The sequence below is a fragment of the Streptomyces sp. NPDC097107 genome (assembly GCF_044762405.1).
Lineage (GTDB): Bacteria > Actinomycetota > Actinomycetes > Streptomycetales > Streptomycetaceae > Streptomyces > Streptomyces thinghirensis.
Genome location: NZ_JBIWEF010000002.1, coordinates 485,353 through 507,702, shown reverse-complemented (window position 1 = coordinate 507,702; position 22,350 = coordinate 485,353). Strand labels below are relative to the sequence as shown.

The 22,350-nt window shown below is 71.2% G+C and carries 24 protein-coding genes and 1 tRNA gene; 14 read left to right on the top strand and 11 right to left on the bottom strand.

Annotated features, from left to right (window positions below):
- The first annotated feature begins 19 nt into the window (after positions 1-19).
- The 4 genes from nhaA to ACIQ1J_RS06075 all read left to right on the top strand — a co-directional run bounded on the left by nhaA (position 20) and on the right by ACIQ1J_RS06075 (position 3,366).
- Positions 20-1,450, top strand: coding sequence for a Na+/H+ antiporter NhaA (gene nhaA, locus ACIQ1J_RS06090; RefSeq protein ID WP_403554472.1), 1,431 nt, complete (start codon positions 20-22; stop codon positions 1,448-1,450).
- Positions 1,451-1,563: 113 nt separating this feature from the next.
- Complete coding sequence (locus ACIQ1J_RS06085) at positions 1,564-2,052, top strand: phage holin family protein (protein WP_403554819.1); 489 nt, start codon at positions 1,564-1,566, stop codon at positions 2,050-2,052.
- Positions 2,049-3,047 carry an alpha/beta fold hydrolase gene (locus tag ACIQ1J_RS06080; protein ID WP_403554470.1) on the top strand — a complete coding sequence of 333 codons (999 nt, stop codon included), beginning with the start codon at positions 2,049-2,051 and terminating at the stop codon, positions 3,045-3,047. Before ACIQ1J_RS06085 ends, ACIQ1J_RS06080 begins: the two co-directional genes overlap by 4 nt.
- 127 nt (positions 3,048-3,174) lie before the next feature.
- Positions 3,175-3,366 carry a hypothetical protein gene (locus ACIQ1J_RS06075; RefSeq protein WP_247697331.1) on the top strand — a complete coding sequence of 64 codons (192 nt, stop codon included), beginning with the start codon at positions 3,175-3,177 and terminating at the stop codon, positions 3,364-3,366.
- 58 nt (positions 3,367-3,424) lie between these two features.
- Here ACIQ1J_RS06075 and ACIQ1J_RS06070 read toward each other — a convergent pair whose 3' ends face one another.
- From ACIQ1J_RS06070 to nth, 3 genes are read right to left on the bottom strand one after another with little or no spacing between them, the layout of a single operon-like run.
- Positions 3,425-4,624, bottom strand: a complete 1,200-nt coding sequence (locus ACIQ1J_RS06070; RefSeq protein ID WP_403554468.1) for a MarP family serine protease — start codon at positions 4,622-4,624, stop codon at positions 3,425-3,427.
- A gap of 47 nt (positions 4,625-4,671) precedes the next feature.
- Positions 4,672-5,379: an NUDIX hydrolase gene (locus ACIQ1J_RS06065; protein ID WP_403554466.1), complete on the bottom strand. Its 708-nt coding sequence runs from the start codon at positions 5,377-5,379 to the stop codon at positions 4,672-4,674.
- A 52-nt stretch (positions 5,380-5,431) separates the two neighbouring features.
- Complete coding sequence (nth, locus tag ACIQ1J_RS06060) at positions 5,432-6,433, bottom strand: endonuclease III (protein WP_403554464.1); 1,002 nt, start codon at positions 6,431-6,433, stop codon at positions 5,432-5,434.
- Positions 6,434-6,709: 276 nt separating this feature from the next.
- Between nth and ACIQ1J_RS06055 the strand changes: the two genes are divergently transcribed.
- Complete coding sequence (locus ACIQ1J_RS06055) at positions 6,710-7,384, top strand: Crp/Fnr family transcriptional regulator (protein WP_003975365.1); 675 nt, start codon at positions 6,710-6,712, stop codon at positions 7,382-7,384.
- A 78-nt stretch (positions 7,385-7,462) separates the two neighbouring features.
- Here ACIQ1J_RS06055 and ACIQ1J_RS06050 read toward each other — a convergent pair whose 3' ends face one another.
- The 5 genes from ACIQ1J_RS06050 to ACIQ1J_RS06030 all read right to left on the bottom strand — a co-directional run bounded on the left by ACIQ1J_RS06050 (position 7,463) and on the right by ACIQ1J_RS06030 (position 11,396).
- Complete coding sequence (locus tag ACIQ1J_RS06050) at positions 7,463-8,305, bottom strand: MBL fold metallo-hydrolase (RefSeq protein WP_403554462.1); 843 nt, start codon at positions 8,303-8,305, stop codon at positions 7,463-7,465.
- Positions 8,302-9,273: an NUDIX hydrolase gene (locus ACIQ1J_RS06045; protein WP_403554460.1), complete on the bottom strand. Its 972-nt coding sequence runs from the start codon at positions 9,271-9,273 to the stop codon at positions 8,302-8,304. The genes ACIQ1J_RS06050 and ACIQ1J_RS06045 overlap by 4 nt, the downstream gene beginning before the upstream one ends.
- Before the next feature lie 59 nt (positions 9,274-9,332).
- Positions 9,333-10,346 (bottom strand): alpha/beta hydrolase, encoded by a 1,014-nt coding sequence (locus tag ACIQ1J_RS06040; RefSeq protein WP_307852260.1) that lies wholly within the window; start codon positions 10,344-10,346, stop codon positions 9,333-9,335.
- 424 nt (positions 10,347-10,770) lie between these two features.
- Entirely contained in the window at positions 10,771-11,238 is a 468-nt protein-coding gene (locus tag ACIQ1J_RS06035) for a RidA family protein (protein ID WP_210964067.1), read from the bottom strand.
- Positions 11,235-11,396 carry a DUF4177 domain-containing protein gene (locus tag ACIQ1J_RS06030; RefSeq protein WP_003975360.1) on the bottom strand — a complete coding sequence of 54 codons (162 nt, stop codon included), beginning with the start codon at positions 11,394-11,396 and terminating at the stop codon, positions 11,235-11,237. The genes ACIQ1J_RS06035 and ACIQ1J_RS06030 overlap by 4 nt, the downstream gene beginning before the upstream one ends.
- A gap of 118 nt (positions 11,397-11,514) precedes the next feature.
- Between ACIQ1J_RS06030 and ACIQ1J_RS06025 the strand changes: the two genes are divergently transcribed.
- Together ACIQ1J_RS06025 and ACIQ1J_RS06020 are read left to right on the top strand one after the other, a co-directional pair.
- Complete coding sequence (locus ACIQ1J_RS06025; RefSeq protein WP_403554457.1) at positions 11,515-12,492, top strand: ArsA-related P-loop ATPase; 978 nt, start codon at positions 11,515-11,517, stop codon at positions 12,490-12,492.
- Complete coding sequence (locus ACIQ1J_RS06020; protein WP_403554455.1) at positions 12,489-13,904, top strand: ArsA family ATPase; 1,416 nt, start codon at positions 12,489-12,491, stop codon at positions 13,902-13,904. The genes ACIQ1J_RS06025 and ACIQ1J_RS06020 overlap by 4 nt, the downstream gene beginning before the upstream one ends.
- A gap of 60 nt (positions 13,905-13,964) precedes the next feature.
- Here the strand turns inward: ACIQ1J_RS06020 and wblA are convergent, their stop codons facing one another.
- Entirely contained in the window at positions 13,965-14,303 is a 339-nt protein-coding gene (gene wblA / locus ACIQ1J_RS06015; protein ID WP_210964072.1) for a transcriptional regulator WblA, read from the bottom strand.
- 459 nt (positions 14,304-14,762) lie between these two features.
- Between wblA and ACIQ1J_RS06010 the strand changes: the two genes are divergently transcribed.
- Complete coding sequence (locus tag ACIQ1J_RS06010; protein WP_403554452.1) at positions 14,763-17,030, top strand: transglycosylase domain-containing protein; 2,268 nt, start codon at positions 14,763-14,765, stop codon at positions 17,028-17,030.
- A 93-nt stretch (positions 17,031-17,123) separates the two neighbouring features.
- Here ACIQ1J_RS06010 and ACIQ1J_RS06005 read toward each other — a convergent pair whose 3' ends face one another.
- Entirely contained in the window at positions 17,124-17,588 is a 465-nt protein-coding gene (locus ACIQ1J_RS06005) for a GatB/YqeY domain-containing protein (RefSeq protein WP_121748291.1), read from the bottom strand.
- A 109-nt stretch (positions 17,589-17,697) separates the two neighbouring features.
- On the opposite strand from ACIQ1J_RS06005, the gene ACIQ1J_RS06000 reads away from it, so the two are divergent.
- The 3 genes from ACIQ1J_RS06000 (at position 17,698) to ACIQ1J_RS05990 (ending at position 19,865) form a co-directional block, all read left to right on the top strand.
- A complete protein-coding gene (locus ACIQ1J_RS06000) occupies positions 17,698-18,624 on the top strand; it encodes a metallophosphoesterase (protein WP_403554450.1) in 927 nt (308 codons plus the stop codon).
- Positions 18,625-18,974: 350 nt separating this feature from the next.
- Positions 18,975-19,724, top strand: coding sequence for a Pr6Pr family membrane protein (locus tag ACIQ1J_RS05995; protein WP_403554448.1), 750 nt, complete (start codon positions 18,975-18,977; stop codon positions 19,722-19,724).
- Positions 19,725-19,791: 67 nt separating this feature from the next.
- Positions 19,792-19,865: transfer RNA gene (locus tag ACIQ1J_RS05990), tRNA-Pro, on the top strand.
- 93 nt (positions 19,866-19,958) lie between these two features.
- Here the strand turns inward: ACIQ1J_RS05990 and ACIQ1J_RS05985 are convergent.
- Entirely contained in the window at positions 19,959-20,492 is a 534-nt protein-coding gene (locus tag ACIQ1J_RS05985) for an ATP-binding protein (RefSeq protein WP_403554446.1), read from the bottom strand.
- Positions 20,493-20,642: 150 nt separating this feature from the next.
- Between ACIQ1J_RS05985 and ACIQ1J_RS05980 the strand changes: the two genes are divergently transcribed.
- The 3 genes from ACIQ1J_RS05980 (at position 20,643) to ACIQ1J_RS05970 (ending at position 22,154) form a co-directional block, all read left to right on the top strand.
- A complete protein-coding gene (locus tag ACIQ1J_RS05980; RefSeq protein ID WP_403554444.1) occupies positions 20,643-21,557 on the top strand; it encodes a Scr1 family TA system antitoxin-like transcriptional regulator in 915 nt (304 codons plus the stop codon).
- Positions 21,514-21,651 (top strand): DUF397 domain-containing protein, encoded by a 138-nt coding sequence (locus ACIQ1J_RS05975; RefSeq protein ID WP_403554442.1) that lies wholly within the window; start codon positions 21,514-21,516, stop codon positions 21,649-21,651. Before ACIQ1J_RS05980 ends, ACIQ1J_RS05975 begins: the two co-directional genes overlap by 44 nt.
- 227 nt (positions 21,652-21,878) lie before the next feature.
- On the top strand, positions 21,879-22,154 hold the full coding sequence (locus ACIQ1J_RS05970) for a DedA family protein (RefSeq protein WP_403554440.1): 276 nt from the start codon (positions 21,879-21,881) through the stop codon (positions 22,152-22,154).
- Positions 22,155-22,350: the final 196 nt, after the last annotated feature.

Here is a 22,350-nt window from a genome sequence, read left to right as displayed (position 1 = left end):
CCAACCGGAGGTTCTCCCTGTGACCGCGCCCCACACCCCCCGCAAGGCCTTCGGACGCCTGTCCCTCCCAGAGCGGAACTACGTCGCGGAAGCGCTGCGCACCGAGACGGTCGGCGGTGTGCTGCTGCTCGTCGCCGCGGTCGCCGCGCTGGTGTGGGCGAACATACCGGCGCTGGGCGACAGCTACGAGAGCGTCAGCGACTTCCACTTCGGCCCCGCGGCCCTCGGCCTGGACCTGTCGGTCGCCCACTGGGCCGCCGACGGACTGCTCGCCATCTTCTTCTTCGTCGCCGGCATCGAGCTCAAGCGCGAGCTGGTCGCCGGTGACCTCAAGGACCCGAAGGCCGCCGCGCTCCCTGTGGTGGCGGCGCTGTGCGGCATGGCCATACCCGCGATCGTCTACACGGTCACCAGCTCCGCGGGCGGCGGCTCCCTGGCCGGCTGGGCCGTGCCCACCGCCACCGACATCGCGTTCGCGCTCGCCGTACTCGCCGTCATCGGCACGTCCCTGCCGAGCGCCCTGCGCGCCTTCCTGCTGACGCTCGCCGTCGTCGACGACCTGTTCGCGATCCTGATCATCGCCGTCTTCTTCACCGAGTCGCTCAACTTCGCCGCGCTCGGCGGCGCGGTCGTCGGTCTCGGCGTCTTCTGGCTGCTGCTCCGCAAGGGCGTACGCGGCTGGTACGTGTACGTCCCGCTCGGCCTGGTGATCTGGGGGCTGATGTACAACAGCGGCATCCACGCCACCATCGCCGGCGTCGCGATGGGGCTGATGCTGCGCTGCCACACCCGCGAAGGTGAGCGGCACTCCCCGGGCGAGCACATCGAGCACCTCGTGCGGCCCCTGTCGGCGGGCCTGGCCGTGCCGCTGTTCGCGCTGTTCAGTGCGGGCGTCGCGCTCTCGGGCGGCGCGCTCGCCGACGTGTTCACCAAGCCGGAAACCCTCGGTGTCGTGCTCGGGCTCGTGGTCGGCAAGACGCTGGGCATCTTCGGCGGCACCTGGCTGACGGCACGCTTCACCAAGGCCTCGCTCAGCGACGACCTGGAATGGGCCGACGTGTTCGCGGTGTCGACCCTGGCCGGCATCGGGTTCACCGTCTCACTGCTCATCGGCGAGCTGGCCTTCGAGGACGACGCGGCGATGACCGGCCAGGTCAAGGCCGCCGTCCTGGTCGGCTCCCTGATGGCGGCGCTCCTGGCCACGGTGCTGCTGAAGGTGCGCAACGCCAAGTACCGGCGCATGACCGAGGCCGAGGAGCGCGACGAGGACCTCAGCGGCATCCCGGACGTCTACGAGGAGGACGACCCGGCGTACCACCTGCGCATGGCCGCCATCCACGACAAGAAGGCCGCCGAGCACCGCCGGCTCGCCCGCGAGAAGACCCAGGAACGCCACGGGCTTGCCGAAGTGCCCGGCGGGGCAGGCGATGAGGGCGACCGTCCGGCATGATCTGACGAGACGGTACGAGAGACGGACCGTACGCGGTCGGGCCGCAGCAGGCGGGCAGCACACGACAGCCACGGAACCGTACGCAGATGAGCCAGCAGAAGAGGGAGACCGCGATGAGCGCACCCGACGGCAGCCCGGTCGGCACCGAACGCAGCATCGGTCAGCTGTTCGCCTCGGCGACCACCGACTTGTCGGCGCTCGTGCACGACGAGATCGCGTTGGCCAAGGCGCAGCTGAGGCAGGACGTCAAGCGCGGGGCGACCAGCGGCGGCGCGTTCTCGCTGGCCGGTGCGGTCCTCCTGTTCTCGCTGCCGATGCTGAGCTTCGCGCTGGCCTACGCCATCCGGACCTGGAGCGACTGGAACCTGGCGGTCTGCTTCCTGCTGTCCTTCGCGGCGAACGTCCTCCTCGCCGCGCTCCTCGCACTGATCGGCATCGTCTTCGCGAAGAAGGCCAAGAAGGGCCGCGGCCCGCAGAAGGTCGCCGCGTCCGTGAAGCAGTCGGCGGGCGTCCTGCAGAACGCCAAGCCGCACCCGCGGCCGGAACTGCCCGCGGACCGGTCCCCCGAAACCATCGAGGCTGTGGCACGCTCGTCCTCATGACGGGCTCCTCCATCCCTTCGGGACAGTCCCCCTCGGGACAACCCCCCTCGGGACAACCCCCTTCGGCGCAACAACCCACCTCGGTCGTACGGCACGACGTCCCGGGCGGGCACGAGGTGACCCACCGGGACGTCGCCGCCAACGGCGCCCGCTTCCACATCGCCGAACTGGGTGACGGGCCGCTGGTGCTCCTGCTGCACGGCTTCCCCCAGTTCTGGTGGACCTGGCGGCACCAACTGGTGGCCCTCGCGGACGCCGGTTTCCGCGCCGTCGCCATGGACCTGCGCGGCGTCGGCGGCAGCGACCGCACCCCACGCGGTTACGACCCCGCCGGCCTCGCCCTCGACATCACCGGCGTGGTCCGCTCGCTCGGCGAGCCGGACGCCGCGCTGGTCGGCCACGACCTGGGCGGCTACCTGGCCTGGACGGCCGCCGCGATGCGGCCCAAGCTCGTACGGCGGCTCGCGGTCTCGTCCATGCCGCATCCCCGGCGCTGGCGCTCGGCCATGCTCGGGGACGTCCGTCAGACCCGGGCGGGGTCCTACATCTGGGGCTTCCAGCGCCCCTGGGTCCCGGAGCGCCAACTGACCGCGGACGACGGCGCGCTGGTAGGGCGGCTGATCCACGACTGGTCGGGGCCGCGCCCCTTGGACGACGAGGCGGTGGAGATCTACCGCCGGGCCATGTGCATCCCCTCCACGGCCCATTGCTCCGTCGAGCCGTACCGCTGGATGGTGCGCTCCCTGGCGCGTCCGGACGGCATCCAGTTCTACCGCCGTATGAAGCGGCCGGTGCGCGTGCCGACCCTGCATCTGCACGGTTCGCTGGACCCCGTGATGCGGACGCGGAGCGCGGCAGGGTCCGGGCAGTACGTCGAAGCGCCCTACCGCTGGCGGCTGTTCGACGGTCTCGGGCACTTCCCGCACGAAGAGGATCCGGTCGCGTTCTCCACCGAACTGATCAATTGGCTGAAGGATCCCGAACCCGATCGGTGACCGAACGAACGCTCCCGGTATCCGAACCGGAACGCTTGTCCTATGAGCGGCCACTTGCCCGACGCATAGGCCAATTGGGGGCACCGAGAACGGTTATCGACCTTGGGGTGGGGGCACACGTCCGGGTATGGGCTGGACGCACGACTACAGTGACGTAGCACGCGACGGCCGCTCCACGAGCGGCGCGAGCAGCACCCACCGACGAGGAGGCACCCCGCAACTGGCGGGGGCGGACCCACGGGTGGGCATTCCGCGCATCCTGCGCCGCCGGGCCCGCTGGGTCTCCGTGCGCCTGCGCCATCCACGCGGCGTGAGCTGACCGGGCCGGCGCCCGCGCGACTCGCGCCGCCGGGTTCCCGTTCCCAGGCCCTGTCGGCCTAGAGGGCGCAGCTGTCGCTGTCCACCTGCTGGTTCGCGGTGCGGCCCTCGGCGATGTCCTCGCGGATCTCGTCCACGGTGAGCGCGTAGCCGGTCTCGGCGTCGTCCAGGGACTTGGCGAAGACCACGCCGTAGACCTCGCCCCCGGGCGTCAGCAGCGGTCCCCCGGAGTTGCCCTGACGGACGGTCGCGAACAGCGAGTAGACGTCGCGGCGGACGGTGTCGCGGTGGTAGATGTCCGGACCGTTGGCCGTGATGCGCCCGCGCACGCGCGCGGCCCGGACGTCGTACGCCCCGTTCTCCGGGAAGCCCGCGACGATCGCGCCGTCGTCGCGGGCGGCGTCCTCGTCGGTGAACCGCAGCGCGGGAGCGTTCAGTTCCGGCACGTCCAGTACGGCGATGTCGCGCCGCCAGTCGTAGAGGACGACCGTCGCGTCGTACTTCCTGCCCTCGCCGCCTATCTGCACCGTGGGCTCGTCGACGCCGCCCACGACATGGGCGTTGGTCATGACGCGGCGGTCGGCGAAGACGAAGCCGGTGCCCTCCAGGACCTTGCCGCAGTCGGCGGCGGTGCCCATGACCTTGACGATGGAGCGCTTGGCACGGGTGGCGACCGGGCTGTTCGCCAGCGCCGGGTCGGGCGGCTGGACTTCGGGGATCTGCTCGTTGGAGAACGGGCTGAAGACCTGCGGGAAGCCGTTCTGCGCGAGGACGGAGGAGAAGTCCGCGAACCAGGTGTCGGCCCGTGCGGGCAGCGCCCTGGAGACACCCTGCAGCACGGTGGAGCTGCGGACCTCCTTGCCGAGCGTCGGCAGCGTGGTGCCCGCGAGGGCGGAGCCGATCAGCCAGGCGACCAGGAGCATCGCCACGATGTTGACCAGGGCGCCGCCGGTGGCGTCCAGGGCGCGGGCCGGGGACCAGGTGATGTACCGGCGCAGCTTGTTGCCGAGGTGGGTGGTCAGGGCCTGGCCGACGGAGGCGCAGACGATGACGACGACGACCGCGACGACGGCGGCGGTCGTACTCACCTCCGCGTTGTCCGTCAGGGCGTCCCAGAGCACCGGCAGCAGATAGACGGCGACGAGACCGCCGCCGAGGAAACCGGTCACCGACAGGATGCCGACGACGAAGCCCTGGCGGTATCCGACGATCGCGAACCAGACGGCGGCCAGCAGCAACAGGATGTCCAGCACGTTCACTGATTCAAGCCCCGCCTTGTCGTCCTACGCTCACACCGGTCACCCTGTCATGACCGCCAGTCCAGCGGGACCTGCTTCTCCCTGTCCCAGGGCCGCTCCCAGCCCGCGAAGTGCAGCAACCGGTCGATGATGCCCGCGGTGAAGCCCCACACGAGCGCCGATTCGACCAGGAATGCCGGGCCTCGGTGACCACTCGGATGAATCGTGGTGACCCTGTTCGCGGGGTCCGTGAGATCCGCCACGGGGACGGTGAAGACGCGCGCCGTCTCGTTCGGATCGACGACGCCCACCGGGGTGGGCTCGCGCCACCAGGCCAGGACCGGCGAGACGACGAAGCCGCTGACCGGGATGTAGAGCTTGGGCAGGACGCCGAAGAGCTGCACGCCGGCCGGGTCGAGCCCGGTCTCCTCCTCGGCCTCGCGCAGGGCGGCCCGCAACGGCCCGTCGCCCTGCGGATCGCCGTCGTCGGGGTCGAGGGCGCCGCCCGGGAAGGCCGGCTGGCCGGGGTGTGAGCGCAGGGAGCCGGCCCGCTCCATGAGCAGCAGCTCGGGGCCGGCACCGGCCGCGCCCTCGCCGAAGAGGATCAGGACGGCGGACTGGCGCCCGGCTCCGTCCTCCGGCGGCAGAAAGCGGCTCAGCTGGTCGGGGCGTACCGTCTCGACGGCCCGCACCACCGGATCCAGCCAGCCCGGCAGACCCTCCTTGCTGAGGATCCCGCCCCGGGTGTGCCCCTGTGTGTCGCTCGCCCGCGTCATAGCCACCCCCGTCCTGCCGATTCCAACGCCCGAGGCCACCGAGATCGTTCCGTCACCCGGCCGCCCCCAGCGGCGGCGCCGGTTTCCCGCCCGCGTCCAGATAGGCCTGCGGAGGGTTCAGACGCTGACCGGGGAAGCCGCCCTTCTCGTACTTCAGCAACTTCTCCGCCTTCTCCGGGTCCGTCTCGCCCTCGCCGTACGCCGGGCAGAGCGGGGCGATGGGGCAGGCGCCGCAGGCGGGTTTGCGGGCGTGGCAGATCCGGCGGCCGTGCCAGATCACGTGGTGGGAGAGGTCCGTCCAGTCGCTCTTGGGGAAGAGCGCGCCGACGGCGGCCTCGATCTTGTCCGGGTCGGACTCGGCGGTCCACTGCCACCGGCGCACCAGGCGCTGGAAGTGCGTGTCCACGGTGATGCCGGGCCGCCCGAACGCGTTGCCGAGGACGACGAAGGCGGTCTTGCGGCCGACACCGGGCAGCTTCACGAGGTCTTCGAGGCGCCCGGGGACCTCGCCGCCGAAGTCCTCCACCAGGGCTTTGGACAGCCCTATGACCGACTTGGTCTTGGCCCGGAAGAAGCCGGTCGGGCGCAGGATCTCCTCGACCTCCTCGGGGTCGGCGGCGGCCAGGTCCTCAGGGGTGGGGTACTTGGCGAAGAGGCCGGGCGTCGTCTGGTTGACGCGCAGGTCGGTGGTCTGGGCGGACAGCACCGTGGCCACGACCAGCTGGAACGGGTTCTCGAAGTCCAGCTCCGGGTGCGCGTACGGGAAGACCTCCGCGAGTTCGCGGTTGATACGGCGGGCGCGGCGCACCAGCGCGGTGCGCGACTCGCCGCGCGGCGCACTCGGGGCGACGGTCTTCGCCGCGGCGACGCCCTTGACGGCGGCCGCGGCCTTCTTCGGGGCGACGGCGGGCTTCTTGGCGGGCGCCTGCTTCCTGATGCTCTTCTCGGCCTTCTTCTTCACGGCACCCTCCTGCGCAGTCACCCTCTTGGCAGGGGCCGCCTTCTTTGTCGCTTTCGCCGTTTTCCTACCGCCATCGGGGCCCTGTTCGCCCACAGCGGAATCGCGACGTACACCCACCCGCGCAGCCCCCTCGGCCTGTGCTCTCACCGGCGATTTGGACACTCGGCCAGCGTACGGCCCGGCACCGACATCCGCCCCGGGCCCCGAAGATCGGCGCCCAATTGGACCCCTGCCGCGTACCCCAGGACACCAGTGCGGCATCCTTGTGACAGATCACACTGTTTGGACTGTCCGGCAAAATGGGCACCACGGACCCCTGGTACACCGGGGGAACATGATCCTCTGAGCCGGTCGACAAGGAGAGAACTCGTGGACGACGTTCTGCGGCGCAACCCGCTCTTCGCGGCGCTCGACGACGAGCAATCCGCGGAGCTCCGCGCCTCCATGAGTGAGGTGACCCTCGCCCGCGGCGACACACTGTTCCACGAGGGGGACCCCGGAGACCGCCTCTATGTGGTCACCGAGGGCAAGGTCAAGCTTCACCGCACGTCCCCCGACGGACGCGAGAACATGCTGGCCGTCGTCGGCCCCAGCGAGCTGATCGGCGAACTGTCGCTGTTCGACCCGGGCCCGCGCACGGCGACCGGCACCGCTTTGACCGAGGTCAAGCTGCTCGCCCTGGGGCACGGCGACCTCCAGCCCTGGCTGAACGTCCGCCCCGAGGTGGCCACCGCACTGCTGCGCGCCGTCGCGCGCCGCCTGCGCAAGACCAACGACGCCATGTCCGACCTCGTCTTCTCGGACGTCCCCGGCCGTGTCGCCCGGGCCCTGCTGGACCTGTCCCGCCGCTTCGGCGTGCAGTCCGAGGAGGGCATCCACGTCGTGCACGACCTGACGCAGGAGGAGCTGGCCCAGCTGGTCGGCGCGTCCCGCGAGACGGTCAACAAGGCGCTCGCGGACTTCGCCCAGCGCGGCTGGCTCCGCCTGGAGGCCCGCGCGGTGATCCTGCTGGACGTGGAGCGGCTGGCCAAGCGCTCCCGCTGACACGGCTCGATCGGACGGCCCCGGTCGAGTAGGCCCCGGTCGCGTAGGCCCCGGTCGGAGGCCTCAGCAGGGCAGCCGTCAATCGGGCAGCTGGATGAGCCCGTGCTCGCCCAGGTACTCCAGCTGCGCCCGCACCGACAGTTCCGCCGCCGGCCACAGTGAGCGGTCGACGTCCGCGTACACGTGGGCGACGACCTCGCCCGGCGTCCGGTAGCCGTCCTCCACGGCCGTCTCGACCTGGGCGAGGCGATGGGCGCGGTGGGCGAGGTAGTACTCCACGACGCCCTGTGCGTCGTCCAGGACGGGGCCGTGGCCCGGAAGCACCGTCTGCACCCCGTCGTCGGCCGTGAGCGACCTGAGCCTGCGCAGTGAGTCCAGGTAGTCGCCGAGACGGCCGTCGGGGTGGGCCACCACCGTCGTACCCCGGCCCAGGACCGTGTCGCCCGTCAGGACCGCCCGGTCGGCCGGGAGATGGAAGCACAGCGAGTCGGCCGTGTGCCCGGGGGTCGGTACAACCCTCAGCTCCAGACCGCCGACCTCGATCACGTCACCGGCGGCCAGCCCCTCGCCACCCAGCCGCAGCGCCGGGTCCAGGGCCCTCACGTTCGTCCGCGTCAGCTCGGCGAAACGCGCGGCGCCCTCCGCGTGGTCCGGGTGACCGTGCGTCAGGAGCGTCAGCGCGACGCGCTTGCCCGCCCGCCCGGCCGTGTCGACGACATGCCGCAGGTGGACGTCGTCCAGGGGGCCCGGGTCGACCACGACGGCCAAGTCGGAGTCGGGTTCGGCAAGGATCCAGGTGTTCGTGCCGTCCAGGGTCATCGCGGAGGCGTTGGGTGCCAGGACGTTCACCGCGCGCGCGGTGGCCGGGCCCGACAGGACGCCGCCGCGCGGCTGTCCGGGCAGTGCTGCTGCGTCCGTCATTCGAGGGCTCCCCCGGTCGGGTCGGAAGGTGTCGCCGGCGCCGGACCGGAAGGCGCGGCCGTGTCCGTGCTCGGGACGTGCTTGGTGAACTCGTCGTGCCCCGGCCAGGAGAGCACGATCTCGCCGCCGACGAGCCGCGCCCGGGCCAGCACGGGCGTCATGTCGCGGCCCGGAGCCGACGCCAGCGCCTCCGCCGCCGTACCGCACGCCGCGAGACCGCGCAGGGTCGCGATGGTCGGCGGCATCATCAGCAGCTCGCCCTTGTCGTACCCGGCCGCCGCCTCGCCCGGGGTGATCCACACCGTGCGGTCGGCCTCCGTGGAGGCGTTGCGGGTGCGCTGCCCCTCGGGGAGCGCGGCCACGAAGAACCACGTGTCGTAGCGCCGGGACTCGAACTCCGGGGTGATCCAGCGGGCCCAGGCGCCCAGCAGGTCGGAGCGCAGGACGAGGCCCCTGCGGTCCAGGAACTCCGCGAAGGACAGCTCACGGTCGACCAGGGCGGCCCGGTCCGCCTCCCAGTCCGCGCCCGTCGTGTCGCCGACCACGGAGTCGCCGGTCGGACCGGCGAGCAGGACGCCCGCCTCCTCGTACGTCTCCCGTACGGCCGCGCAGACGATCGCCTGGGCGCCCGCCTCGTCGACGCCGAGCCGGTCCGCCCACCACGCGCGCGTGGGGCCCGCCCAGCCGATGTCACGGTCGTCGTCGCGCGGGTCGACCCCGCCGCCCGGATAGGCGTACGCGCCCCCGGCGAACGCCATGGAGGTCCGGCGCCGCAGCATGTGCACGGCGGGCCCGGTACCGGCGTCCTTCAGGAGCATGACGGTGGCCGCGCGCTTCGGGGTGACGGGGGTGAGGGTGCCGGCCGCCAGTGCGCGGATGCGGTCCGGCCACTCCGGCGGGTACCACTGACCATTCGTCCGACCGCCTGCCCGACCGCCCGCCTGATCATTCGCCTGACCGTTCGCCATGGCCGGAGGCTATCCGGTGACGGGGTGATGTTCGAGTGGCTCCCGGGGCCGGCCGGGCGTCAGGAGGGCAGGGCGGTCAGCCACTCAGTGAGCAGCCGGTTCGTCTCCTGGGGGCGCTCCTGCTGGAGCCAGTGGCCGCAGCCGTCGAGGAGGTGCGAGGCGCTCAGGCCGGGCAGGGTGGTGGGATACGCCTCGATCGCGTCGGACAGCCAGGTGGTGGAGGCGTCCCGGCCGCCGCCGAGGAACAGGGACGGCTGGGTGATCGGGGCGCCGCGGTGGCCGGCGAGGTCGGCCCAGTCGCGGTCCATGTTCCGGTACCGGTTGAGGGCGCCGGTCAGACCGGTGCGCTCGAACTCCCCGGCGTAGACGTCCAGCTCCTCCTCGGTCAGCCAGGACGGCAGCCGTCCGCCGGACGGGAACCGGTCGCGCAGCCTGCCGCCGGGGGCGACGAAGTGCGGGTCGGGCGCCTCCGGGGCGGGCATGGTGTCGGCGGACAGGGCGGCGTAGAAGCCGGCGAGCCAGCCGCGTACGTCGGGCTCGATCTCCGCCTCGGCCCGGCCCGGCTCCTGGAAGTAGGAGACGTAGAACTCCTGCCCGGCGAAGGGTCCGGCCGGGTCACTCATGCCGGCGAAGACCTCGCTGGGCTTCGGTCCGCCCGGCGGGGTGTACGGCACGCTCAGCAGGCCGACCGCGCGGAACACGTCGGGCCGCAGCAGCGCGGAGTGCGCGGCGATGGTCGCGCCCCAGTCGTGGCCGACGATCACGGCGGACCGCTCGCCCAGCGCCTCCACCACGGCGACGTTGTCCGCCACCAGGTCGAGCATCCGGTACGCCGCCACCGCGTCGGGCCTGGAGGAGCGTCCGTAGCCGCGCACGTCGATCGCGGCGGCGCGGAAGCCCGCGGCGGCCAGCGCGGGGAGCTGGCGGCGCCAGGAGTACCAGGACTCGGGGAAGCCGTGGACGAGCAGGACCAGCGGGCCGCTGCCCTGCTCCACCAGATGGATCCGGCCGGCCGGTGAGGGCACCAGCCGGTGCACGGGGGGCCGGTCGGTCGCGGGTCGGTGATGGGTCACGGGCTGGTGATCGGTCACGGGCTGGTGATCGGTCACGGGCTGGTGATCGGCCACAGGCAGGTGATCGGCCACAGGCAGGTGATCGGCCACGAGCTGCCGATCGGTCGCGGGCAGGTGATCGGCCACAGGCTGCCGATCGGTCACGGGCGGCTGATCGGCCACGGGCGGGTGATCGGTCACGGGCGGGTGATCGGTCACGGGCGGCTGATGCGGCACGGGCTGATGCGGCACGGCTCCTCCTGGGGCACACGGTCGGTCCGGCGCCCGGACGGACCGCGGCCGGCAACCATCGACCGGCTCCCGCCCGCACGCGGCACCGGAGACGATCCTGCCGGGGCGGAGGCGGCGAGGGCGAGGTTTGTTGCCGGGCCGGCAACGCCCGCCCACCCCGCACCGCGCCTGCGCGCGTTCGCGCCGCCCCTGCCTACGCCTGGACGAGCTCCACCTGGACCTCGACCTCCACCGGCGCGTCCAGCGGCAGTACCGCCACGCCGACCGCGCTGCGGGCGTGGACGCCCTTGTCGCCCAGCACCTCACCGAGGAGTTCACTGGCACCGTTGATCACGGCCGGCTGGCCGGTGAAGTCGGACGCGGACGCGACGAATCCCACGACCTTCACCACGCGCGCGATGCGGTCGAGGTCACCGGCGACGGACTTCACGGCGGCCAGGGCGTTCAGCGCACAGGTGCGCGCCAGCTCCTTGGCCTCCTCCGGCGTGACCTCGGCGCCCACTTTGCCGGTGACCGGAAGCTTGCCCTCCACCATGGGCAGCTGGCCCGAGGTGTAGACGTACGGGCCGGACTGCACGGCCGGCTGGTACGCGGCCAGCGGCGGGACGACCTCGGGCAGCGTCAGGCCGAGCTCGGCCAGCTTCGCCTCGACGGCGCTCATGCCTGCTTCTCCCGCTTCAGGTAGGCCACGAGCTGCTCGGGGTTGTTCGGCCCGGGCACGACCTGGACGAGCTCCCAGCCGTCCTCGCCCCAGGTGTCCAGAATCTGCTTCGTGGCATGGACGAGCAGCGGCACGGTTGCGTATTCCCACTTGGTCATGTGGCCGACTCTAGCCGTTGCCCCGGGCCCCTTCGGACGGCCGCCCGGGGAGGCGTTCTCCACACGTTGTCCACAGTCTCCGGCGTACTCGGCGCGCGGACTGGTTACGCTCGAATACGTGAGCAGGCTCCAGGTCGTCAGCGGCAAGGGCGGAACCGGCAAGACCACGGTGGCCGCGGCCCTCGCGCTGGCCCTGGCCACCGAGGGGAAGCGCGCGCTTCTCGTCGAGGTCGAGGGTCGCCAGGGCATCGCGCAGCTCTTCGAAACCGAAGTGCTGCCTTATGAGGAGCGGAAGATCGCCGTCGCTCCCGGGGGCGGGGAGGTGTACGCCCTGGCCATCGACCCCGAACTGGCGCTTCTGGACTACCTCCAGATGTTCTACAAACTGGGCAGCGCCGGGCGGGCGCTGAAGAAGCTCGGGGCGATCGACTTCGCGACCACCATCGCGCCGGGTGTCAGGGACGTCCTGCTGACCGGCAAGGCGTGCGAGGCGGTACGGCGCAAGGACAGGAGCGGACGGTTCGCGTACGACTACGTCGTCATGGACGCCCCGCCCACCGGCCGCATCACGCGGTTCCTCAACGTCAACGACGAGGTGGCCGGTCTCGCGAAGGTCGGCCCGATACACAATCAGGCGCAGGCCGTGATGAGGGTGCTGAAGTCGCGGGAGACAGCCGTGCACCTGGTGACGCTGCTGGAGGAGATGCCGGTCCAGGAGACCGCGGACGGCATCGCCGAGCTACGGTCCGCGCGGCTCCCGGTGGGGCGGGTCATGGTCAACATGGTCCGGCCCGAGGTGCTGGACGCGGCCGGCCTGGAACTCGTACGGAGCACACCGCGTACGGCACTCGCCCGGTCCCTGTCGGGGGCCGGGCTCGGCGGGGCGCGGCGGGGCGGGCACGCCGAGCGGCTGGTGGATCCGCTGCTGGCGCAGGCCGAGGAGTACGCCGAGCGGTACGCGCTGGAGGCCGAGCAGCGGGGCGTCCTCGGCGAGCTGGGCCTGCCGCTGCACGAACTCCCGCTGCTCGCCGAGGGCATGGATTTGGCGGGCCTGTACGAGCTGGCCACCGAGCTGCGGAAGCAGGGGATCGCATGAGTCCGGACCCGGCCCGGCACCAGGAGGGCGCGCGGCGTCTCCCCCCCGCGCGCGTGCTCGACGTCGACCCGCTGCTGGAGGACCCGAAGACCCGCATCGTGGTGTGCTGCGGCTCGGGCGGGGTCGGCAAGACGACCACCGCGGCGGCCCTGGGGCTGCGTGCGGCCGAGCGGGGCCGCAAGGTGGTCGTCCTCACCATCGACCCTGCCCGGCGGCTCGCCCAGTCCATGGGCATCGACTCGCTCGACAACACCCCGCGCCGGGTGAAGGGCGTCGACGACTCGGCGGGCGGTGAGCTGCACGCCATGATGCTCGACATGAAGCGCACCTTCGACGAGATCGTCGAGGCGCACGCGGATCCCGAGCGGGCGGCGGCGATCCTGGGCAACCCCTTCTACCAGTCGCTCTCGGCGGGCTTCGCGGGCACGCAGGAGTACATGGCGATGGAGAAGCTGGGTCAGCTGAGGGCGCGGAACGAGTGGGATCTCATCGTCGTCGACACGCCGCCGTCCCGCTCGGCGCTGGACTTCCTGGACGCCCCCAAGCGTCTCGGTTCCTTCCTGGACGGCAAGCTGATCCGCGTCCTGCTGGCCCCGGCGAAGGTCGGCGGCCGGGCCGGCATGAAGTTCCTGAACGTCGGCATGTCGATGATGACGGGCGTCCTGGGGAAGGTGCTGGGCGGGCAGTTCCTGAAGGACGTGCAGACCTTCGTGGCCGCGATGGACTCGATGTTCGGCGGCTTCCGTACGCGCGCGGACGCGACGTACAAGCTGCTCCAGGCGCCGGGGACGGCGTTCCTGGTGGTCGCGGCCCCGGAGCGGGACGCACTGCGCGAGGCCGCGTACTTCGTGGAGCGGCTGGCGGCCGAGGACATGCCGCTCGCCGGCCTGGTGCTCAACCGGGTCCACGGCAGCGGCGCCGACCGGCTGTCGGCCGAGCGGGCGCTCGCCGCCGCGGAAAGTCTTGCCGGGGAAAATCTTGAGGATCCCCGCATTGTGGATCAGGACGGCGGGAAAGTAGGAGTTCGTAACTCTCCCGACCCGTACGGCAGTTCAGACTCTTCCGAGCCCTCTTCCGAGTTCCCTCCCGAGCACTCTCCGGAGGCTCCCGACACAACGGACGGCACGCTGGACGACACACTGGGCGGCGCGCCGGACGACACACCGCCGGACGGCACACCGGAGCGCTCCGTCGACCAGCTCACCGCGGGCCTGCTGAGGCTGCACGCGGACCGGATGCATCTGCTCGCCCGCGAGCAGCGCACGCGTGACCGCTTCACCGCGCGTCACCCCGAGGTGGCGGTCACCGAAGTGGCCGCGCTGCCCGGCGACGTGCACGACCTCGCGGGGCTGCGGGAGATCGGCGTCCGTCTCGCGACGGACCGGCCCGAACTGCCCGAGACGGGCCTCTGATCCGTCCGGCACATCCACGACCCGGCACGTCCGGGTCCGGGGAACCGTCCCCGGGCCGGCTCAGCCCACGGCCGCGTAGTTCTCGTAGATCTCCTCGTCGTCGAGGGACACGATGCCGGCCCCTCGTTCGTACTCCGTCCGCGCCGTCTCCAGAAGTCGGCGCCAGGAGGTCACGGTGGGCCGCCGGCGCAGCAGTGCGCGGCGTTCCCGCTCCGTCATGCCTCCCCACACGCCGAACTCGACGCGGTTGTCCAGCGCGTCGGCCAGGCACTCGGTGCGTACCGGACATCCGGTGCACACCGCCTTGGCCCTGTTCTGCGCTGCTCCCTGAACGAACAGTTCGTCCGGATCGGTAGTGCGGCAGGCAGCCTGCGCACTCCAGTCGGTTACCCAGCCCATACCGGCGCCGTCCTCTCCCGAATCGAGGCTCCCCCACGGCGGCAGCGGCATATTCACCGCCGCCAGTTGAGGACGTTACGGAAGGTGGGCACAGCGCAACACCCCCTTCGGGCCCAATCTTGAATGGCCCGAACGGACTATGGGTAAGCGGCAGATCACCCGGGGGAGTGAGCCGGCGACATTCGCGATGATCCCGGCATTCAGGTCATCTCTATTGCGCCACAACGGACACCAATTGACACACGAGGCGGATTCGGACACGCATCCCGCACGCCGTGGCACGCGCCCGTACACCCCAACGCGCCCCCAGCGGGGCCCTTCAGAAAAAGGTCGAGCAGATCCGGAACGATTCGGGGTCGCCGGACGTATTGATACATGGCCTCACTGCTGTGACCGTTGAGTGCAGCTTAGGCCAAGGCATATACGCGTGTCCGGCGAATGAGAACGTAGGCTGCCTCCATGCCAAAGAAGCGCTCGGGCGGTGGTCTGTCGCCAACGCAGCAGGCCGCCAAGTTCCTCGGTGTCAGTGTGCTCGCGGGAGCAGTGCTGGCCGGCATCGCGTTGCCCGCCGTGGGCGCGCTGGGGCTGGCCGCCAAGGGGTCGGTGGAGAGTTTCGACGCTCTCCCGGCCAACCTGAAGACTCCCCCGCTGAGCCAGCGCACCGCCATCCTCGACGCCGAGGGCGGCACCATCGCCACGGTCTACTCACGCGACCGCACGGTGGTGGCCCTCAAGGACATCTCGCCGTACATGCAGAAGGCGATCGTCGCGATCGAGGACTCGCGCTTCTACGAGCACGGCGCGGTCGACCTGAAGGGCGTACTGCGCGCGCTCAACAAGAACGCGCGCAGCGGCGAGGTCGCCGAGGGCGCGTCCACGCTCACGCAGCAGTACGTCAAGAACGTCTTCGTGGAGGAGGCCGGTGACGACCCGACGAAGGTCGCCCAGGCCACCCAGCAGACCATCGGCCGCAAGATCCGCGAGCTGAAGCTCGCGATCCAGGTCGAGGAGGAGCTGGGCAAGAAGAAGATCCTCGAGAACTACCTGAACATCACGTTCTTCGGCCAGCAGGCCTACGGCGTCGAGGCGGCCGCCCAGCGCTACTTCTCCAAGTCCGCAAAGGACCTCAACATCCAGGAGTCCGCCCTCCTGGCCGGCATCGTCCAGTCGCCCAGCCGGTACGACCCGGTCAACGACGAGGCGGAGGCCACCAAGCGGCGCAACGTGGTCCTGACGCGCATGGCGCAGGTCGGCGACATCTCCCAGGCGGAGGCCGACAAGGCGAAGGATGCGCCGCTCGGGCTGAAGGTCAGCCGGCCCAAGAACGGCTGCATCACCGCGGTCAAGGGCGCGGGCTTCTTCTGCGACTACGTCCGCGCGGTGTTCCTGAGCGACCCGGTCTTCGGCAAGACCAAGGAGGACCGGGCCAAGATCTGGAACCAGGGCGGTCTGACGATCCGCACGACCCTCGACCCGCAGGCCCAGAAGTCGGTACAGCAGTCGATCAAGGACCACGTCTACACGAGCGACGACGTGGCGACCGCGGCCACCATCGTGGAGCCCGGCACCGGCAAGATCGTGGGTATGGGCCAGTCGCGTCCGTACGGCATCGACGTCAAGCAGGGCGAGACGACGATCAACCTCTCCGTCGACAACGCCATGGGCGGCGGCGCGGGCTACCAGCCCGGTTCGACGTTCAAGCCGATCGTGGCCGCGGCGGCCCTCGAGGGCGGTATGCCGGTGACGAAGTCGTACTCCTCGCCGTACGAGATGGAGTACCCGAGCCCGGTCGCGGCCTGTGAGGGCAAGCGGTGGCTCAACGACCGGGACAATCCCGCGGAGCTCGAGAACGAGAACGAGACCGAGGTCGGCCCGTACGACATGAAGGAGGCGACCGCCAAGTCGGTCAACACCTACTACGTGCAGATGATCAGCGACATCGGCATCTGCCCGGTGACGCAGATGGCGGACAAGATGGGCGTCCAGCGCGCCAACGGCAACAAGCTGGAGCAGACGCCGTCCATCGCCCTCGGCGTCACCGAGGTCTCCCCGCTGACCATGGCGAGCGCGTACGCGGCCTTCGCCTCGCGCGGCATGTACTGCACGCCGGTCGCCATCGAGTCGATCAGCCAGCGGGTCGGCAACAAGAGCAATTCGCTCGAGGTCCCGAAGTCCACCTGCTCCCGGGCCATGTCCGAGACCACGGCCGACACCGTCAACACGCTCCTCAAGGGTGTCGTCGAGGACGGTACGGGCCGGGAGGCCGGCCTCGACAGCCGCCCGAGCGCCGGTAAGACCGGTACGACGGACGAGCGCTACGCGGCGTGGTTCGTGGGCTACACGCCGGACCTCGCCGGCGCCGTGTGGGTCGGTGACCCGAAGCACGAGCGGAAGATGGTCGACATCTCCATCGGCGGTGTCCCGCACGGCAAGGTCTTCGGCGGCGCGGTCCCCGGCCCGATCTGGGGCGACATGATGTCGGGCGCGCTGGAGGGCGAGCCGGTCTCCGAGTTCAACCTCGTCGACATCCCGGACAGCAGGGAGAAGGACAAGGGCCGGGGCGACGACGGCGACCGGGACGACGGCGGCAACGGTGACGAGGACAACGGCGACGGCGGCACGGACAACGGCGGCACGGACAACGGCGGCACCGACGGAGGCTTCCCGGGGAACCTCTTCCAGGGACAGGGCAATGGCGGCAACGGCATCGGCGGCCGGCGCGGCTGAGGGCCCGTAGCGACGACGAAGACCGGCGGCCCCTTCCTCACCGGAAGGGGCCGCCGGTCTTCGTCTCGGTACGGTCGCCCGCGTGGGGCCGGCTCAGCCCGCCAGCAGCTTCTTGACCGCGGCGGCGACCCGGCCGCCCTCGGCCTGCCCGGCTACCTTCGGGTTCACGATCTTCATGACGGCGCCCATGGCCCGCGGCCCCTCGGCACCGGCCGCCTTCGCCTCCTCGACGGCCTGCGCGACGATCGCGTTCAGCTCGTCGTCGGACATCTGCTTCGGCAGGTAGGCGGCGAGTACCTCGCCCTCCGCCTTCTCCCGCTCGGCGCTCTCGGGGCGGCCTCCCTGGGCGAAGGCGTCCGCGGCCTCGCGGCGCTTCTTCGCCTCGCGGGTGATCACCTTCTGCACCTCGTCGTCGGAGAGCTCCCGCTTCTCCTTCCCCGCGACCTCCTCCTTGGTGATCGCGGCGAGCGTCAGCCGGAGCGTGGAGGAGCGGAGCTCGTCGCGCTCCTTGATCGCGGCGTTGAGGTCGTCCTGCAGCTTCGACTTGAGCGTGGTCATGGCAGTGATTGTCGCAGGTGCGGGAGGAAGGGCGCCTGCTGATTGAAGTGGCCTGCAGGCTTGTCCACATGCGGTCGGCCCCCACCGCCGCTTCTGACACGATGGACGTATGCGCGCGCGATACGGAGTACCCCTGGGAATCACGGCGGTTGGCGCCGCCGGTCTGGTCTACGCGGCGGGCTTCGAGGCCCGCTCGTTCCGCCTGCGACGGGTGACGGTCCCCGTCCTGCCCTCCGGGATGCGCCCCCTGCGCGTGCTGCAGGTCTCCGACATCCACATGGTCGGCGGCCAGCGCAAGAAGCAGCGCTGGCTGCGCTCGCTGGCCGGCCTGCGCCCCGACTTCGTGATCAACACCGGCGACAACCTGTCCGACCCGGAGGGCGTCCCGGAGGTCCTGGACGCCCTGGGCCCCCTGATGGAGTTCCCGGGCGCCTACGTCTTCGGCTCCAACGACTACTACGGTCCCAAGCTGCGCAACCCCGCCCGGTACCTGATCGAGAAGGCCCAGGGCCGCCACGGCCTGAACGGAAACGCGCCCGCCGAGGGCGTCGTCCACAACCCGTGGGAGAACCTCCGCGACGGCTTCGACGCCGCCGGCTGGCAGAACCTCACGAACACGCGCGGCACGCTCAAGGTCGAGGGCGTGTCCGTCGAGCTGACGGGCCTGGACGACCCGCACATCAAGCGGGACCGGTACGCGCAGGTGGCCGGCGGCCCCTCCGGCACGGCCGACTTCTCGATGGGCGTGGTCCACGCGCCGTACCTGCGCGTCCTGGACTCCTACACGGCGGACGGCTACCCCCTCCTCCTCGCCGGACACACCCACGGCGGCCAGCTGTGCATCCCCTTCTACGGCGCCCTGGTCACCAACTGCGACCTGGACACGGAGCGCGTCAAGGGCCTGTCGACGCACACGGCCGAGGGCCGTACGGCCTACCTCCACGTGTCGGCGGGCTGCGGCACGAACCGCTACACCCCGGTACGTTTCGCCTGCCCACCGGAGGCGACGCTGCTGACGCTGGTGGGGCGGGAGTAGCGGGGCTGCGGGGCTCACATTCGGGTGGGCCGGGGGACATGGGGTCGGGGCCCGGGGGGCTCGGGGCCGGGGGGCCCAGGGTCGGGTGCCCAGGGTCGGGGAAACGGGGTCGGGGGCCCAGGGTCGGGGAAACGGGGTCGGGAGATACGGGGTCCGGAGGCCGCGTATCCCCGGAGATCCGCAGGTCTCGCAGGTCCCAGGTCCCGCAGGTCCCGCAGGTGCCGCAGGTCCCAGGTCCCAGGTCCGCAGGTCCCGCAGGTCCCGCAGGTCCCGCAGGTCCCGCAGGCTGCGGGTAGCCCACATGGCCCACCCGTATAGCCCGGTATGTCCGGCCTGCCTAGCGTGAGGCCATGACAGCCCCGATACCCAGGGACATCCCGGACCTCCCCGCGGTCCCGGGCCCGCCCAGACTGCTGCCCTCCCCCGTCCCGGCCACGGCCGTCGTGACCCCCGTGCGCCGCCCGCTGGTCGCCGTCTTCCGCCTCGTCACCGCGCTGCTGGCGGTGACGGGAGTGACCATCGAGCTCCTCACGGCCGGGCCGGTCACCAGGCCCCTGAGCCACTTCACCACGCAGAGCAGCATCCTGCTGGTCCTGGTCCTGATCGCCTCCGCCCGCCGCGCCTGGTCCGCCCGCCGCCCGCTGTCGGGGGCCCTCACGGGCGCGGCCCTGCTCTACGTCGTCGCCGCCGGGCTCGTCCACCACCTGCTCCTGGCCAACGCGACCAGTCCTTTCGCCGTGACGGACGGCACCGGCTCCGGCTGGCACGCGGTCGCGCCCCACCTCCTGAACACGGCCGTCCCCGTCGCCGCTGCCCTGGACTGGCTCCTGCTCACCACCCCCGGCCGCCTGCACCTGCGCCAGGCCGCCGCGTGGCTCCTCTGCCCCCTGGCCTACCTGGCCTTCTCCCTGGCCCGCGGCGAGCTCCTCATCCCCGACACCCAGGGCCGCTACCTCTACCCCTTCCTCGACGTCGACCAGCACGGATACAGGGGTGTCCTGGGCAACACTCTCCTCCTCGGCCTCGCCCTCTACGCCCTGGGCGTCCTCCTCGTAGCCCTGGACCACATCCGCCCCAACCCGCTCCGCCGCCGCTGGTAAACCGGATTTCGCCTCCGGCCGCCGGTGGGCTAAAGTAAACGACGTCGCCGCGACGAGCAGCGACAATCGGGGTGTGGCGCAGCTTGGTAGCGCGCTTCGTTCGGGACGAAGAGGTCGTGGGTTCAAATCCCGCCACCCCGACAGTGAAGTACCAGGCCAGGGGCCTGATCCGCAGTGCGGGTCGGGTCCCTGACTCGTTTCCTGGGGTTCTTCCCTCGTCGTCAGTGCCTGCCGCTACCGTCGCCGTACTCGTCGTGTTCCGTCATGGCGCTCTTCCTCTCCTGCGCTCAGCTCGGCCCATACCGTCTTGCCGACCGGGCGGCGCGGCAGTGATCCCCACCGCACGGCCAGGACGTCCACCAGGAGCAGTCCTCGGCCGGACTCGCCCTCGGGATGTGACGAGGGAGCGACTGCGGGCAACCGCTTCGCGGAGGCGGCGTCGTCGACCTCGATCCGTAGCAGGCCCGCGGCACGGTCGAGGGTGAGCCGGAGACCGAACTCGTGGCCGGGGACTCGACCGTGTTGTACGGCGTTCGCCGCGAGTTCTCCTACGACGAGGGCGGCGGTGCAGGACACGTCCGACGTCGGTGGATGGTCCCGGTCTTCCAGCCACCGGGCGGCGTGACGCCGGGCGAGCTGCGCGCCTCGCGGGGACGAGGGGAACTGCGCGGTGAACGGCCGGCGTTCGGGTTCACCACCGTCGAGTCCCGCGTGCCGCTCAGCGCTTCGCTGCGGCTCGTCTCCTGGCGTGGCGGTTTCTGTGAGCACCGTGCGTCCGTCCCTTCGGTCCAAGTCGTCACGTTCCGTACTCAACAGTCGACCGATCGTCATAGGCTCGACAGGGGGCGCGGCCTTACCTTTCAAGCCGTAAGGAACGGAAGTGATGCCTTGGCCAACGGAATTGATCCCAGCGCGTCGATGGCCGCCCTGTTCGGCAACCGGGTGCGCAGACTCCGGACGGCAGCGGGCCTGACCCAGGCCGAACTCGGCGAGTTGACGCACGTGGTCAGCACGCGGATCACGCAGATCGAGCGGGCGTCCGGAGCGAAGCCGACGCTGGAGCTGGCGCGGGCGCTGGACGCGGCTCTCGGCGCGGAGGAACTGCTGGTGGAGCTGTGGCCGTATGTGTACCGGGAGGCGTTTCCGGACTGGTCGCGCGCGTTCATCGCCCACTCGGAACGGGCGGTGTCCGTCCGGGAGTACGCGGCGCATCTGGTGCCCGGCCTGTTGCAGACGGAGGGGTACGCGCGGGCCGTGCTGAGTCTGGGCATGACGCTGGACGGCGCAGAGCAGTTGGAGGAGCGGGTCGCCGCCCGCATGGGGCGGCAGGAGCGGCTCACGGCCCCCGGGCGGCCGGAGCTGTGGGTGGCACTCGACGAGGCGGTGCTCAAGCGGCCGATCGGCGGGGACGCCGTCATGCGGGCGCAGTTGGAGCGGCTGGCGAAGGTGGCGGCGGAGCCTCACATCAGGGTGCAGGTGCTGCCGTTCGAGCAGGGCGGGCACGACGCACTGGGCGGTTCGCTGACGGTTCTGACGCTGCCGGACGGCTCTGAGGTGGCCTACACGGAAGGTGCGCACTACGGCCAACTCGTCGAGGAACCGGCCGAGGTCAGACACTTCTCGGGGATTTACGATCGGGTCCGGGCGGATGCCCTGCCCACAGTCATGTCGCTCGACATGATCCGGTCCGCGATGGAGGGCTACTACCGTGAAGCGAACGTTCCTTCCCGATCCGAACGGCGTCGCCTGGCGCAAGAGCAGTTACAGCAATCAGGAAGGCGGCAACTGCGTGGAGGCCGCCGACGGATTCACGGGCGTCGTGCCCGTTCGTGACAGCAAGGTTTCGGGTGGGCCCGTCGTCTCCTTCGGGGACGGCTCGTGGGCCGCGTTCATAAGCGAGGTCAAGGGCGCTCGCCGCCGTTCCTGAGCCGACGGGGCTTCGGTCGGCGGCTGTTCGCCGGGTCCGCCGGCGCCTCGTTCGCGAGGTGCCGGTGGGCCGCCGCCCTCCTCAAAGAATTGGGGAAAGAACTAACCGCCCGCCCACCCTCCCCGTCACTTCGCGAACACCAGCGTGTAGCCGAGCTCCCGCCACATCGCCGGTTCACGGAACCGGGTACGTCCCCAGGCCAGCAGCCCCGGCTCGGCCGGCGCCCGGTGCGCTGGAACACCCGGCTCCTGGATCGCGTCCCGCGCCGGATGCTGCGGCCCCACCTCACCGCCCGCGCCCTGTCCGCCGTCCAGCGGCACGGCGGCCGGGCGGTGTTCGCGGGGCGGTTCACGGCCGGGCTGCGCACCCTCGTGCCGACGCTCTGCGGGATCTCGGGAATGTCGGTGCGGTCCTATCTGGCCTGGTCCTTCGTGAGCAGCGCGGTGTGGGCGCCGACCTTCGTGCTGGTCGGCTACGGGATGGGTTTCGGCCCGGGCCTGTGACTGCTGGGAAGCCTGCGGTGTCCTGCCACCGCAGCCTGTTGCCATCCGGCGCTGATGTCGGCGCACCGAGCGCGGAGAGCCGCCAGTGCAACCGCATGCCAGACACCACGCCCGGCCGGTGGGGCGAACCGCTCGGACAATGGTCCACGGCGCCGTCTCCCGAACTCCTCCCGTCCAGCCCGCGGGAGAACCAGCT